The organism is Nocardiopsis gilva YIM 90087 (assembly GCF_002263495.1).
Taxonomy (GTDB): Bacteria; Actinomycetota; Actinomycetes; order Streptosporangiales; family Streptosporangiaceae; genus Nocardiopsis_C; species Nocardiopsis_C gilva.
Genome location: NZ_CP022753.1, coordinates 1,283,488 through 1,297,318 on the forward strand (window position 1 = coordinate 1,283,488; position 13,831 = coordinate 1,297,318).

12 protein-coding genes are annotated in these 13,831 nt (G+C 68.9%); 7 read left to right on the forward strand and 5 right to left on the reverse strand.

The window, feature by feature from the left end:
• Positions 1-8 precede the first annotated feature (8 nt).
• The 4 genes from CDO52_RS06115 (at position 9) to CDO52_RS06130 (ending at position 5,248) form a co-directional block, all read left to right on the forward strand.
• A complete protein-coding gene (locus CDO52_RS06115) occupies positions 9-2,243 on the forward strand; it encodes an ABC transporter ATP-binding protein (RefSeq protein WP_232524478.1) in 2,235 nt (744 codons plus the stop codon).
• 95 nt (positions 2,244-2,338) lie between these two features.
• On the forward strand, positions 2,339-3,163 hold the full coding sequence (locus CDO52_RS06120) for a MerR family transcriptional regulator (RefSeq protein ID WP_017621417.1): 825 nt from the start codon (positions 2,339-2,341) through the stop codon (positions 3,161-3,163).
• A gap of 173 nt (positions 3,164-3,336) precedes the next feature.
• A complete protein-coding gene (locus CDO52_RS06125) occupies positions 3,337-4,191 on the forward strand; it encodes an SAM-dependent methyltransferase (protein ID WP_094932251.1) in 855 nt (284 codons plus the stop codon).
• Between the two features lie 193 nt (positions 4,192-4,384).
• The gene (locus CDO52_RS06130; protein WP_094932805.1) at positions 4,385-5,248 is read left to right on the forward strand and encodes an SAM-dependent methyltransferase; all 864 of its coding nucleotides are present in this window, start codon (positions 4,385-4,387) and stop codon (positions 5,246-5,248) included.
• 118 nt (positions 5,249-5,366) lie between these two features.
• Here the strand turns inward: CDO52_RS06130 and CDO52_RS06135 are convergent, their stop codons facing one another.
• A complete protein-coding gene (locus CDO52_RS06135) occupies positions 5,367-6,083 on the reverse strand; it encodes a peptidoglycan recognition protein family protein (protein WP_017620000.1) in 717 nt (238 codons plus the stop codon).
• A 162-nt stretch (positions 6,084-6,245) separates the two neighbouring features.
• The gene (locus CDO52_RS06140) at positions 6,246-7,013 is read right to left on the reverse strand and encodes an enoyl-CoA hydratase/isomerase family protein (RefSeq protein ID WP_094932806.1); all 768 of its coding nucleotides are present in this window, start codon (positions 7,011-7,013) and stop codon (positions 6,246-6,248) included.
• A gap of 434 nt (positions 7,014-7,447) precedes the next feature.
• Between CDO52_RS06140 and CDO52_RS27215 the strand changes: the two genes are divergently transcribed.
• Positions 7,448-8,140, forward strand: coding sequence for a hypothetical protein (locus CDO52_RS27215; RefSeq protein WP_157745448.1), 693 nt, complete (start codon positions 7,448-7,450; stop codon positions 8,138-8,140).
• Between the two features lie 28 nt (positions 8,141-8,168).
• Here CDO52_RS27215 and CDO52_RS06150 read toward each other — a convergent pair whose 3' ends face one another.
• Positions 8,169-8,942 (reverse strand): bestrophin-like domain, encoded by a 774-nt coding sequence (locus tag CDO52_RS06150; RefSeq protein ID WP_017619997.1) that lies wholly within the window; start codon positions 8,940-8,942, stop codon positions 8,169-8,171.
• A 613-nt stretch (positions 8,943-9,555) separates the two neighbouring features.
• Here CDO52_RS06150 and CDO52_RS06155 point away from each other — a divergent pair.
• Complete coding sequence (locus tag CDO52_RS06155; RefSeq protein ID WP_152471738.1) at positions 9,556-10,347, forward strand: hypothetical protein; 792 nt, start codon at positions 9,556-9,558, stop codon at positions 10,345-10,347.
• A gap of 88 nt (positions 10,348-10,435) precedes the next feature.
• On the opposite strand, the gene CDO52_RS06160 is transcribed toward CDO52_RS06155, so the two are convergent.
• Together CDO52_RS06160 and CDO52_RS06165 are read right to left on the reverse strand one after the other, a co-directional pair.
• Positions 10,436-10,861: an Hsp20/alpha crystallin family protein gene (locus CDO52_RS06160; protein WP_026126039.1), complete on the reverse strand. Its 426-nt coding sequence runs from the start codon at positions 10,859-10,861 to the stop codon at positions 10,436-10,438.
• Positions 10,862-11,451: 590 nt separating this feature from the next.
• A complete protein-coding gene (locus CDO52_RS06165) occupies positions 11,452-13,155 on the reverse strand; it encodes a formate--tetrahydrofolate ligase (protein WP_094932252.1) in 1,704 nt (567 codons plus the stop codon).
• A gap of 217 nt (positions 13,156-13,372) precedes the next feature.
• Between CDO52_RS06165 and CDO52_RS06170 the strand changes: the two genes are divergently transcribed.
• Positions 13,373-13,801, forward strand: a complete 429-nt coding sequence (locus tag CDO52_RS06170; protein WP_017619992.1) for an AAA family ATPase — start codon at positions 13,373-13,375, stop codon at positions 13,799-13,801.
• Positions 13,802-13,831: the final 30 nt, after the last annotated feature.

Here is a 13,831-nt window from a genome sequence, read left to right on the forward strand (position 1 = left end):
TGCGCGAGATGACGACGATGGACACGCACGTCCTGGGCGGGGGCGCGACGGCGGAGCGCGAGACCGTGCTGGAGGTTGAGGACCTGACCGTCGGTTTTCCCACCGACGACGGCCTGGTGCGGGCCGTGCGCGGGGTCTCCTACCGGCTGCGGCGGGGGGAGGCGCTGGGCATCGTGGGCGAGTCCGGCTCGGGCAAGTCGGTGACGTCCCTGGCGATCATGGGCCTGCTGCCCAAGACGGCCCAGGTGGCCGGATCCGCGCGGGTACTGGGCCGGGAGATGGTCGGGCTCGACGACGAGCGGATCAGCAGGGTGCGCGGGAACAACATCGCGATGATCTTCCAGGACCCGCTCACCTCGCTCAACCCGGTGTACACGGTGGGTCGGCAGATCGCCGAGGCGGTCCGGGCGCACCACGGTGTCACCGAGCGGCAGGCCCGTTCGCGGGCGGTGGAGCTGCTGGACATCGTCGGCATCCCGTTCCCCGAACAGCGGGTGCGAGCGTACCCGCACGAGCTGTCGGGCGGCATGCGGCAGCGGGTGGTGATCGCGATCGCGATGGCCAATGACCCGGATGTGATCATCGCCGACGAGCCGACCACCGCGCTCGATGTGACCGTGCAGGCCCAGGTGCTGGAGGCGCTGGAGACCGCGCGAAAGCGGACCGGCGCGGCGCTGGTGCTCATCACCCACGACCTCGGCGTGATCGCCGGGCACGTCGACCGGGTCGCGGTGATGTACGCGGGGCGGATGGTGGAGACCGGCGGCGTGGACGATGTCTTCCACGCCCCGCGCATGCCCTACACACTGGGGCTGCTCGGCGCCGTGCCGAGGATGGACGAGTCCCGGCACGAGCGGCTCGCCTCCATCCTGGGCACGCCCCCGTCGATGCTGGACCTGCCTTCGGGGTGCACGTTCGCTCCCCGCTGTCCGATGGCCGAGGAGGTGTGCCGGCGCGAGGAGCCGCTGTTGGCGGTGCCGGAGTCCACCAGGGGCGCCGGAAGTCCGGACCGCGGCACGGACGTCGGCGGGGACCCGGGGGTGCACGCAGCGGCGTGCCACTTCCGCGACCGGTTGGGGGAGACGCGGCCGGAGGAGCTGTTCCAGCCGACGGCACTCGACGCCGAGAGCGCGGAGGCGGTCCGGGCGGTGGAGGCGGCAGCGGCGAAGGACGCGGCCGCAGCAGAGGCCGCCCCGCGGACCCCCGCCGGTCGCGGCACCGCGACCGGCCCGGGAGAACCCCTGCTCGTCGCCGACGAGCTCGTCAAGCACTTCCCGGTCCGCTCGAAGGGCATCCTCCGGCGCGGCATCGGGGAGATCCACGCCGTCTGCGGCGTCTCCCTCGAACTGCGGGCGGAGGAGACCCTGGCGCTGGTGGGGGAGTCCGGCTGCGGAAAGTCGACCACCGCCCGCCTGCTGCTGCGGCTGCTCTCGGCGACAGGCGGCGACGTGCGCTACCGGGACCGGCGGCTGACCGGCCTCACGGGTGCGGCGATGCGCCCGCTGCGGCGGGACCTGCAGATCGTGTTCCAGGACCCCTTCGCGTCGCTCGACCCGCGCATGACCGTCTTCGAGATCATCGCCGAGCCGCTGCGCATCCACCGCCTGTTCGGCGACGACGGCGGCGACCGGGTGCGCGACCTGCTCCGCACGGTCGGCCTCAACCCGGAGCACGGGTCGCGCTACCCGCACGAGTTCTCCGGCGGACAGCGGCAGCGGATCGGCGTCGCGCGGGCGCTGGCGCTGCGCCCGAAGGTGCTCATCCTCGATGAGCCGGTCTCGGCGCTCGACGTGTCGATCCAGGCCGGGGTGATCAACCTGCTGGAGGACCTGCAGGCGGAGTTCGGGCTGTCGTACCTGTTCGTCTCGCACGACCTGTCGGTGGTGCGGCACATCGCCGACCGGGTGGCGGTGATGTACCTGGGCAAGATCGTCGAAACGGGGACCACCGACCAGCTCTTCAGGGGCGCGGCACACCCCTACACCCAGGCGCTGATCTCCGCGATCCCACTGCCCGACCCGCGCAAGGAGCGAACGCGCCGACGCATCCTGGTGACGGGCGACGTCCCGAGCCCGTCGGCGCCGCCGTCCGGCTGCCGGTTCCGGACGCGCTGCCCCAAGTTCGCCGCGGAGCTGTCGGAGACGGAGCGGATCCGCTGTGTCGAGGAGGTCCCCGAGCTCGTCGACCATGGCCAGGGGCACGCCTCCGCCTGCCACTACGCCCAGGCGCGCACCCTGGTCTGACCGGAGGTCCGCGGGAGTGCCGGCGGGATCGGAATCGGCTCGGTCGGCGACGGGTTGACCCTGACATCGTGTCAGGCCGTACACCGGGAACCGCCATGTTCAGTATCGGAGACTTCGCCCGGCACGGCCGCGTCTCGGTCCGCATGCTGCGTCATTACGACGCGATGGGGCTGCTGCGGCCGGCGCGGACCGACCGAGCCACCGGCTACCGCTACTACGACGCCGCGCAGCTCGCCCGGCTCAACCGCCTGATCGCGCTCAAGGATCTGGGATTCACGCTTGATCAGGTGCGCACCGTCCTCGACGGGCGGGTGAGCGCGGAGGAGCTGCGCGGGATGTTGAAGCTGCGGCGGGCCGAGTTGCAGGCGCGCATCGACGCGGACGCCGCCCGGCTGGCCGGTGTCGAGGCGCGGCTCCACACGATCGAAGAGGAGGGGCATATGCCCACCGACGACGTTGTTCTGAAGCGGATCCCGACGGTTCGCGTCGCCGAGTTGACCGGCACCGCGGCCGGCTTCGAGCCCGCGGCGATCGGGCCGGTCATCGGCCCGCTCTACGATGACCTCTGCGAGCGCCTGACCCGCGCCGGACTGACACCCACGGGGCCCGCCATCGCCTACTACGAGGACGCGGCGGAGGGCGACGGCGCGGTCGTCGTACACGCCTGCATTCCGGTCAACGTCGAACCCGCTGAAGGCCACGACTTCAACGTCGTGGACCTGCCCGAAATCGTGCAGGCGGCGACGATCGTGCATCGCGGTTCCATGGATAACGTCGTGTCCACAACTCAGTCCCTGGCCCGCTGGATCGAGGCCAACGGGTACCACTCGAACGGCTACCACCGCGAGTACTACCTGGAGACCCCGGGTGACCAGGAGAAATGGGTGAGCGAGCTGCAGGAGCCGGTGGCCCGCGACTGAGCCGTACCGCGGCCGGGGGCGGGGGCGCCGCGCGTGTGCTCTGGCCCCCGGTGCTCCAATCGCGCCTTTTTCGGCCCCGATCGGACATCCGGGTGTCGCGAAGACGAAGACAACGGAAAACCTCGAGGCGTACGATGCAGACACCCCTCGACGTACACGAAAAGGCTTGGTCCATGAGCACTACCGATGGGATGGCTTCCGGAAAAGACCGGAAGTATCTTCCCGACTTCGGGCTGTCCTCTGCCTCAACGTCTCGTGTCTATGACGCGCTTCTCGGGGGCAAAGACAACTTCGAGGTCGATCGGAACGCCGCCGACGTCTTCGAGGCCTATCTCCCGAAATCCCGCGAGACCGCGTGGCTGAACAGGAATGCGCTGATTCGCGGTGTGCAGTACATGGCGCGCGTGGCCGGCGTCGACCAGTTCCTGGATATCGGCTGCGGCCTGCCCACGATGAAGAACACGCACGACGCCGCCCAGGAGATCATCCCGGACGCCCATGTGGTGTACGTCGACAATGACCCGATGGTGCTGTCGCATGGCCGCGCCCTTCTCGCGGACAACAAGACGACCACGGTCATCACCGCCGACCTGCGCGATCCCAAGTACATCCTGGGACACCCCGGCGTCAGTGCGTTCCTCGACTTCGACCGGCCCATCGGACTGATCGTGGTCGGGATGATGATGCAGCTACACGATTCGGACGGGCCGAACGAGATCCTGGCCGAGTTGATGAGCCCGACGTGCCCGGGCAGCCATCTGTTCATCACCACCTGGCCGGACACCGGGCACCCCGCCCAGCACGCGCTGTCGCGCGCCTGCCTGGAGACGCTCGGCAACGGGTGGATCCGCCCGCTGGACGAGGTGTACGACCACTTCCTCGGGATGGAACTGGTCCCGCCGGGCCTGGAGTACCTCTCGCGGTGGTACCCCGAGGATCCCGACGGCCCCGACGTCATGCCGTTCGAGGAGTTCGAGCCCTACCACTGGACGATGATGGCGGGCATCGCGCGCAAGTCACCCGACTGACCGCTCCCCCGGACACCGGTGCCCCGGGAGACCGTCGCGACCGCCACGCGGCGCGGCCGGAGGGCGGCGTACACAGCACCCCGGACGCCTCCGACCTCCCGGTGCGTGGCGGTCGTACGGAGTGATCCGCGCCTCCCAGCTCGCGCGTCAGGCTTGGCGGCCGATGATTCGACCTACACGAAAAGGCGTGGCCATGAGCACTACCGATGGGGCGGCATCCGGTAAAGACCGGAAGTATCTTCCCGACTTCGGGCTGTCCTCTGCCTCAGCGGCTCGTGTCTACGACGCGCTTCTCGGGGGCAAAGACAACTTCGAGGCCGATCGGAACGCCGCCGAGGTTATTGAAGCCCATCTGCCGCATTCCCGCGAGGCCGCGGCGCTGAATCGGGCAGCGCTGATTCGCGGTGTGCAGTACATGGCGCGCGTCGCGGGAGTCGACCAGTTCCTGGACATCGGCTGCGGCCTGCCCACGATGAAGAACACGCACGACGCGGCCCAGGAGATCATTCCTGGTGCCCGGGTCATGTACGTCGACAATGACCCCATGGTGCTGTCGCATGGCCGCGCCCTTCTCGCGGACAACAGGACGACCACTGTCATCACGGCTGACCTGCGCGATCCCAAGTACATCCTGGGACACCCCCGCGTCAGTGCGTTCCTCGACTTCGACCGCCCGATCGGGCTCCTCGTCGTCGGAATGATGATGCACCTGCACGACTCGGAAAAGCCGAACGAGATCCTGGCCGAGTTGATGCGCCCGATGTGCCCGGGCAGCCATCTGTTCATCACCACCTGGCCGGACACCGGGCACCCCGCCCAGCACGCGCTGTCGCGCGCCTGCCTGGAGACGCTCGGCACCGGGTGGCTGCGCTCGCTGGACGAGGTGTACGACCACTTCTTCGGTATGGAGCTGGTCCCGCCGGGGCTGGAGTACCTGTCGCGGTGGTACCCGGAGGACCCCGATGGTCCCGACGTCATGCCGTTCGAGGAGTTCGAGCCCTACCACTGGCCTCTGATGGCGGGCATCGCGCGCAAGTCGTCCGGCGCGTTCGACTGAGCGTTCCCCCGGGCGGGCGCTGCTCCGGGGGAACGACGCGACCGTCGTGTCACGGCAGCGGAAAGCGAGACGCGGACCAGCGCTCCCGCCCTGCCCAACCTCCCGATACTCCTCGGTGCTACGGGGTGATCGGGGCCTCCCAGGTAGCGCGCCAGGTTTGCGGGCCGACGATTCCGTCGACAAGGAGCCTCTTCTCGCGCTGGAACTGGACGCAGACGTTCTTGGACTTCGGTCCGTAGGCTCCGTCTACTGTGATGCGCCAGCCGCGGTAGCGCATTCTCGACTGCCAGGTCGTCACCGAGGAATGGCGGGTGATCGGCGGGTAGCGCAGGTACACCCCGGGCCAGGGCGGTGTGTCCGGGGGCGGTTCGCCGTCGACGGGCATCCCGGACTTGACCCACGCGTACAGGTCGTCGCCCGGGCACGACGTGGGATTGATATCGCGGTGGCCCTTCTGGGCCAGGGTGCGCCCGGCACGGTGGTTGGCGTCGTCGTACAGAGCGCGGATGGTGCGCTTGGCGGCGCTGGTGGCGTCGCCGTCCCGGCCGATGAAGCACACGCCGATGCCCTCGGTGTTGCGCGGGGCGGCGTGGGCGCCGATCACCAGCCAGCCGCGCCCCTCATAGGCGTTGCCCTGATTGTCGACGAGGAAGTTGTAGCCGATGTCGGCCCAGCCGTTGGAATCCATGTGGTAGTCCTGGATCTGCCTGGGCGTCTGCGTGGTGGGGCCCTGGCTGTAGTGCACCGTCACTTCGACGCGGCGGCTCCAGGTGGTGGTGCTCCGGCTGCGTGGGGGGCGCGCTCCCCAGGCGGAGCGGCTGATAATGCTGACCATGCCGGGGATCTCCGTTCACGAGCGGGGGACGATCCATACGGGGTCGGCCGGGCCGCTGACGGAGGACTGCGTGGTGCCCAGCCGTTATCGTACGAATACCCTGTGCGCCCACCTTGAATCGTCCAATTCTCAACGGGTTCCTCGCCGTATTGATCGTGAAGATCAACCATTCCATCGGAAATCGGGGGCACGTCGTTCCAGGAATGCGGCCACACCCTCGTCGAGATCCCCCGAAGTGCGCATCTCGGTGAACCAGCCGTGGATGACGTCGTCGGTCAGGGTGCCCGCGCTGATCCGGTCGATGATGTCCTTGGTGGCGCGCACCGTGAACTGCGATCGCCCCGCGATGGTGCGGGCGAGCTCGTCGACGCGGTCGTGGAGCCGCTCGACCGGCACCACCTCGTCGCACAGCCCGGTGCGCAGGGCGTGGTCCGCGTCGACCGGGTCGGCAGAGTAGACCAGCTGCTTGATCGTGGCCGGTCCGGCGAGGTGGACCAGCCGGGCCAGGGCGCTGACCGGATAGATGATCCCGAGTTTGGCCGGGGTGATGGCGAACCGCGCGTCGTCGGCGGCGATGCGGAGGTCGCAGGCCGCGGCCAGCTGGCAGGCGCCGCCGTAGCAGTGGCCGCGGATCGCCGCGATGACCGGCTTGGGAAAGGCCGCCACCGCCTCTTCGGCGGCCGTGGGAAGGTCGTTCTCGCCGGTGATGTCGTCGAGCGCGGAGATGTCGGCGCCGGAGCAGAAGGTGTCGCCGGTGCCGGTGAGGACGGCCACCCGCACGGCGGCATCATCGCGCAGCTCGGCGAGCAGCGGCGGGAGGTCGGTGTACATCCGGGCGGTCATCGCGTTGCGCTTCGCCGGGTGGTCGATGGTGATCGTCGCGACGGCGTCCTTGATGTCGAGGCGGAGGCCCGGCTCTGCGTCGGTCATGCGGATGTCCCTGTCGGTGGTCGTCGGCGGGGCGGGTGCCGCGCCCGCCACGGGTGCATGCCGACCTTACGGTGCGCGGTCCCGTCGGCCCATCGACACCCCCGTGGTTGGGGCGGGTGGACTGGGTGGTGGACCGGTGGCCGTGCCTGCGAGGCGTGCAATGGCCGGGTCCGCCCCCGATAAAACGGTCCGCTCAGGCGGGACGGAAAAGAACGCCCCATTTCCCGTTCTTGTGGGTGCGGCGGCCAGATATCTGGATTTCGACTGACAGGCCAATCGGCATCGCACATCATGGCCGTTGTGGAATTGGTTGGTTACTCCTCGTAAGGAGGTCTCCTTTTCCTTCGCAGTACGCGCAGAATATCGCCAACGAGGGGATCTGGGTGGAAATGGTGGAAAGCTGTGCGTCCGGCTCCGCCGCTCGTGGAGCGGTGGTGGCCATCGCACTCGTCACAGTCGTGGGGGGTGCGGCCGACACGGCCCATGCCGACGCTGTGGAGGGTGTGAGCGTCGACGCGGAGGCCGATGTGTCCGCGGGAACGACCCCCGGCGGCGCTGTGGGTGTCGGGGTGGATGTCAACGTCTGCGTCGCCGCAGTTGGGGTCGCGTTGTCCGTCGGCCGACCGGGGTGCGCGCCCCCGCCTCCAGCGGACCCCCCCGAGCCCGAGCCTCCCGCGCCACCAGAGCCCTCGGAACCGCCGAAGGATCCGGAACCGCCCGAACCGCCGGCGGATCCACTGCCCCCTGCCGACCCGGAGCCCGCGGAACCGCCGCCACCCCCGCCGCCCGATCCAGCACCCGAGCCGGTGCCCGCCGCCCCCGCACCCCGCGCCCGGCGGCCCGGCGCAGCCCCGCCGCGCCCACCCCGGCTGGCCGCGGCCCCGATCGCGGAGCCGGTGGCCGTTCCCCAGGACGAGCCCGCACCGGACCGGGAAGAGCCGGAGCCGCCGGAGAAACCGGCGAAGCCGGACGACGACGAGAACGAGGTGGTCCATCTGCAGGTCGGTCCCCTGCCGCACGGAGGGTCGGAGGCGCCGGCCAGTCACTTCCCTCCGGTGCGGATGATGGTGATCGCCGCGATCATCGCCATCACCGTCTCCGTGGGTGCCTCCCGGATGCGTCTCTAGCCCGAGCGGAGGAGACGTCCGCGGCGCCTCACAATCGCCCGGTGACCTGGTCGATCCGGTCGAATCCGACAAGGGCCTGCTCGAGCGGTTCCGATTCGACCGGGATGAGTCCGGCATACGGGTTGTCCAGGAACAACAGTGCCGCCACCGTCGACACGACGATCACCAGGTTGGTCACGGACCAGAAGAGGCCCGCCCGGGTGCGCGTTCCGCCCATTCCGAACGGCAGGGCGGCGATGGCGAGCGCGGTGATGGCGGTGATGAGGACGAGGGTGCGGGGGATGTGGGCCTGGGCTGAGTCGGCCCGCTCGATGCGCTTGTCGACCAGCCCGGACACCTCCTGCCGGGCGACCATGCGGTCGAGGGCGGCGGCCTGATCCGATGTCGGGACTTCGGCCACGCTCGCCCTGAGACGGCCGAGGGCGGAGTCGCCCGCGGGGCTGAGCTCACCGTGCCGCATCTCCGGCCAGTCGTTGCGGATCACGGTTTCGACGTAGGTGCGCAGCTCCCGGCGTACCTGTTCCCCGCTGCCGGAGGGGAACGTCGTGGTGCTCCAGTAGAGGTCGGTCGCCGTTGTCGCCTCGGCGACCACGTCGTCCGCGGCCTGGCGGTTGTTCTCCCAACCGATGACAATTCCCATGGCGACGGCGATCAGATAGATGGACAGCAGGCACGGAATGATCAGGCTGCCGATCGCGCCGCCGTCCTCCTGAGGCTTGAATCCGAACCGGCGCACGATTACAACGCCGGCCACCGTCAGCACGGCGACCGCGATGAGGAGGGACAAGGGGCTGAGTGTCATAACGCTCCAGAAGAATTCTCAAGAATCGACAGGGGTGACATCGGGATCGGGTCCGTTGTGGGGTGGCCGTCCGGATCTGCGCGGAGAATCTTAAGGAGCGGAGAAGCGATGAATATGACACGCGCCCGGCAGACCAACCTCATCCCTACCACGCCGATCAATGGTCGGTGGTGTTTTCGGGGAAAATGTGGGAATGCCGTGAAGGGTGCGCTGTCTGCGGTGGTGCAGGCGGGCGGGTCGCGCTCCCAGGGCTGCGGTGGATCTGGCGCTCATTCCGCCGCATTTTCCACGAATCGGCGCGAAAGCGGCGTTATCGGGATGGTTTGATCGGCTGCGGGTTCGATGCCTCTGAAATGGTTCGCGCGATGAACAGTTGAAGGTCGATTCGCTGGTGGTCCGGCGAAAATACACGAATGCGGAGTCGTCGCTCCTTCTAATGTCAAACTCTTGACTTGATTTATTCTGATCTTTGTTGTCGCATGTCAGGCGAAGCGCATGCCGATTAATTCTGATCTTGGCCGGATCCGGCCATCTATATCTCCTTGACGGTTTATTCGCTGAATCGAAGTATGCGCATAGATCGGCCCATCATTATTGCTTGAAAGGAGTATAAATGATGAGGATCGCTTTTCTTTTGGCGGCGGCCGCGGCGATGACGCTGTCGATGGCCGCGCCGGCGACCGCGAATACCTCCGCGGAGTCGCCGGTGAAGCGTGCCTATACGCAGACCGACATCACGACGGTAGGCGCGGAGCAGTGCGACCTTCCGGTCGAGGAGCGGAGCGGCAACTGGCTCTGCCTGAGCGACAAGCAGAAGCAGGCCGAGGCGCACGACGCCGCGGTCAAGGCCGCCGATGAGGCCACCGGGCAGCAGAAGCAGACCTACTGCACCTCGCAGGCGTGCTGGTCCCGCTACTCCTCGGTGAGCAGCAACTTCTCCAGCGTCGGATACTTCGGCTTCGGCCCCTACCTGCTCGGCAAGGTCAACGTCTACTTCCGGACCGACCTCAGGCGGTTCCACTCGGTGTCCCAGCCGGTGCTGTTCCGCGCGAGCACCAACCTCTCCAACCTGACGATGTCCGGTGAGCGGTTCACCTACCCGCGGTTCCGGCCCGAGGGCATGCCGGTGAGTGCCGGAACGACCTTCAAGTCCTACTCGCAGCTGAGCACGGCGGCCAACCAGCTCGTGCAGTGGAAGCCGAGCGGGTACCGGATCACCGACACGACCGCGCGCGTCGGTGGCGTCGTCCACCAGTGGAGCTGGCAGAAGCAGGGCTACCCCGGTACCTGGTACGTCTACGGCAAGAGCGTCAAGTTCAACAAGTACCGCTACGGCTACCGCTATGGCTCGGTGCACTACCTGCCCAAGGACCCGGTGAGGTACGGATGGCGCCCCCTGCGGTGACCACTCGCTGAGTGACCCGAATGCCGACACAAGCAGGCCCACTCATGCTCCACGGCGGGAGCATGAGTGGGCCGTCGCCGTGTGTCGCTCAGGCCTGGATCTCAGCCACCGGACCAGAGCTTTCCGTCACGCTGATCTTGCGCGGCTTGGCCTGCTCGGCCACGGGGATGTGCAGCGTGAGCACACCTTCCGCGTAGGAGGCGGTGACGTTGTCGGTGTCCAGGGCGTCACCGAGGAACAGCTGACGGGAGAAGACGCCCGACGGACGCTCCGCGACGAGGGGGTCCTTACCCTGAACGGCGCTGTCGCGCGTGGCGCTGACAGTCAGCACGTCGCGCTCCACCTCCAGGTCGATGGAGTCCGCGCGCACGCCGGGCAGGTCGAAGTGGACCACGAACGTGTCGTCCTCGCGGTACGCGTCCATCGGCATGGCCGCCGGTCGGGCGGTGTCACCCAGCAGGCGCTGTGCCATGCGGTCGAACTCGCGGAAGGGGTCGGTGCGCATCAGCATCATGGTCACCTCCCAGGACGAATAGACTTGATGCTTCCTCGCTCAACTTTGATACCACGCCTGCTGTCAACTAAACATGCGGCGAGGCGCGCGACCCGCGCTCGCGGAAAACACTGACGCACCCCCGTGAAGCGGGAGACGAGAGCTTTTACAGAAGACCTTGACCTGGAAGGTTCTCACCAGCGATCGAAAAGCATGGCGCCTCCTGCCGAACCCCGAGGACCCTTGGGTGTATGGGCCGCAATCGGCCTCGCGTCAGAAGGGGGATATCTGATGGGGCGCAAACTCGATGTGTCGGTGAAGGCCGCAGGAGCTGCCGTGGCGAGGACCGCCCTCGGACTGGCCCTGGTGTAAGGCGTCAGAGTCTGCAAGTGACAGCCGTCGGATGCCGTTCGAAGGACGAGGGCTCGTGCCAGGGGCCCTCGTCCGCCATGGAACCGGTGAGAGCGGGCCCCGTGTCGGCGGGTGCGACCCTCGTGCGGCCGTATGGGCCCGCGAAGAAAGAGGGCGTCGTGTCCGCGACCGCGGACGGGCGGCCTCCAGCGAAGGGCGGCGAAGGCCGCCGACCGGAAACCGCCCGCCCCGCTAACCCCTCAGGACAGGCCGGTGATCTCCCCGTCGTCGTCGAGGTCGATGCTGTAGGCCGCGGGCGAGCTGCCCAGCCCCGGCATAGTCTGCATCGTCCCGCAGATCAGGTAGACGTACCCGGCGCCCGCCGCTGGGCGGGCCTCCCGGACGGGCAGCGTCCAGCCGGTGGGCGCGCCGCGCAGGGACGGATCGGCGGACAGCGACAGGTGCGTCTTGGCGATGCACACCGGCAGTCGCCCCAGTCCGTTGCGCTCGCAGGCCCGCACCTGGCGCTCGGCCGCCTCGGAGAACTCGGCGCCGTCGGCCCCGTAGACGCTGCGCGCCACCGTCTCCACCTTGTCCCGGATCGAGGCGTCCTCGGGGTAGAGGGGAGCGTACGCGGACGGCTCTCCGGCCGCCTCGGCCACGGCCCGCGCGAGGTCCTCCGCTCCCCGGCCGCCGTCGGCGACGTTGGTGCACACCGCGCTGCGCGCCCCGGCCTCGGCCGCGATCCGACGCACCTCCTCCAGCTCCGAGGCGTGGTCGGTGGGGAAGGCGTTGACCGCGACGACCGGGGACACCCCGTGCAGGCGGCAGTTCTCGATCTGCTTGACGAGGTTGGCCGCGCCGGCGCGGACGTCCTCTGGGGACTCCTGCAGCATCCCGTCGGGGAGCGGGCGTCCGGCGGCCACCGCGTGGCGGCCCGAGTGCGCCTTGAGCGCGCGCACGGTCGCCACCACCACGGCGGCGTCGGGAGCCTCGCCCGACACGCGGCACTTGATGTTGAAGAAGCGCTCCGCCCCCATGTCGGCGCCGAACCCGGCCTCGGTGACCAGGAAATCGCCGCAGCGCAGCCCGATCAGGTCGGCGATCACCGAGGAGTTGCCGGTGGCGATGTTGCCGAACGGGCCGGTGTGCACCAGGACCGGGGTGTGCTCCAGCGTCTGCAGCAGGTTGGGCTTGATCGCCTCGCGCAGGATCGCCGCCATGGCCCCCGCGCCGCCGATCTGCTCGGCGGTCACCGGCTTGCCCGCGCGGCTGCCCGCCACGATGATGCGGCCCAGCCGCGCGCGCATGTCGCGCGCGGAGGAGGACAGCGAGAGCAGCGCCATCACCTCGGACGCCGCCGTGATGTCGAAGCCGGTCTGGCGGGGGACGCCGTCGGCCCGGCGGCCCAGCCCGGTGATGACGGAGCGCAGGGAGCGGTCGTTGACGTCGAGCACCCGCCGCCAGGAGATGTCGTGCGGGTCGATCTCCAGGGCGTTGTCCCGGTAGAGATGGTTGTCCAGGAGCGCGGCCAGCAGGTTGTGGGCCGCGCCGACCGCGTGGATGTCGCCGGTCAGGTGCAGGTTGAGCCGCTCCATCGGCACGACCTGGCTGTAGCCGCCGCCGGCCGCACCGCCCTTGATTCCGAAGACGGGTCCCATGGAGGGCTGGCGCAGCGCGATGGAGGTGCGGTGGCCGATGCGGTTGAGCCCGTCGCCGAGTCCGACCGTGATGGTGGTCTTGCCCTCGCCCAGCGGGGTGGGGGTCACCGCGGTCACGACGACGTACCGGGCGCGGGGGCGCTCGGCGAGGTCAGTGAGGGCTGACAGGCGAATCTTGGCCACGTGGTCGCCGTAGGGCTCGAGCAGCTCAGGCGGTAGGCCCATGCGTTCGGCGACGCTCGTGAGCGGCTCGAGGGCCGCGTCGCGGACGATCTCCAGGTCGGTCGGGAAACGCAACGACATCACCCCTAGCGGTCCCTCGTCCCGCCGGGGCGCGGCTGTCCCGGACGGACGCGTGGGGCGAGGAACCCGACGTTGGACTGTTGGGGAACCTGCACCCACATTCTCGATGAGAGTTGGGTATAGCGCAATCAGTTTCATATTACGCAATTGATGGCTTGGTCTGACCGCGGCACGGGTGTTCTGCGGGGGGGGGAGGACCGGGGCCTTCGTCGCGGAGATGGACTTCGGCACAAGCGAGCCGATGCTGCAGGCCCTGCGGGCCTCCGTCGCCGCGGCACAGACGGTCCAGCTGACGGGGATGCCCGAGGCCCGCCTCTCGTTGGCACAGTCCACCGTGCACCTGGCCATGGCGCCGAAGTCGAACGCGGTGATCACCGGGATCGACGAGGCCATGGCCGACGTTCGAGCGGGCGCCGTCGGTGAGGTGCCCGCCTACCTGCGATACGGTCGCTACGCAGGCGCCGAGAAGCTGGGCAACGCTGTTGGCGATCGCTACCCCCACGCCGCCCCCGATGGAGTCCTGGAGCAGCAGTACCCGCCGGACGCACTGGTGGGGAAGGACTACTATCGCCCCACGCAGCGCGTTGGGGAACGCGCCCTGCGTGAGCTCCTCGCGAAGCTCCGCCGCACCCTCCGCAGCGGGTAGGCCACCGATGCGATCCCGCCGACACGTTCG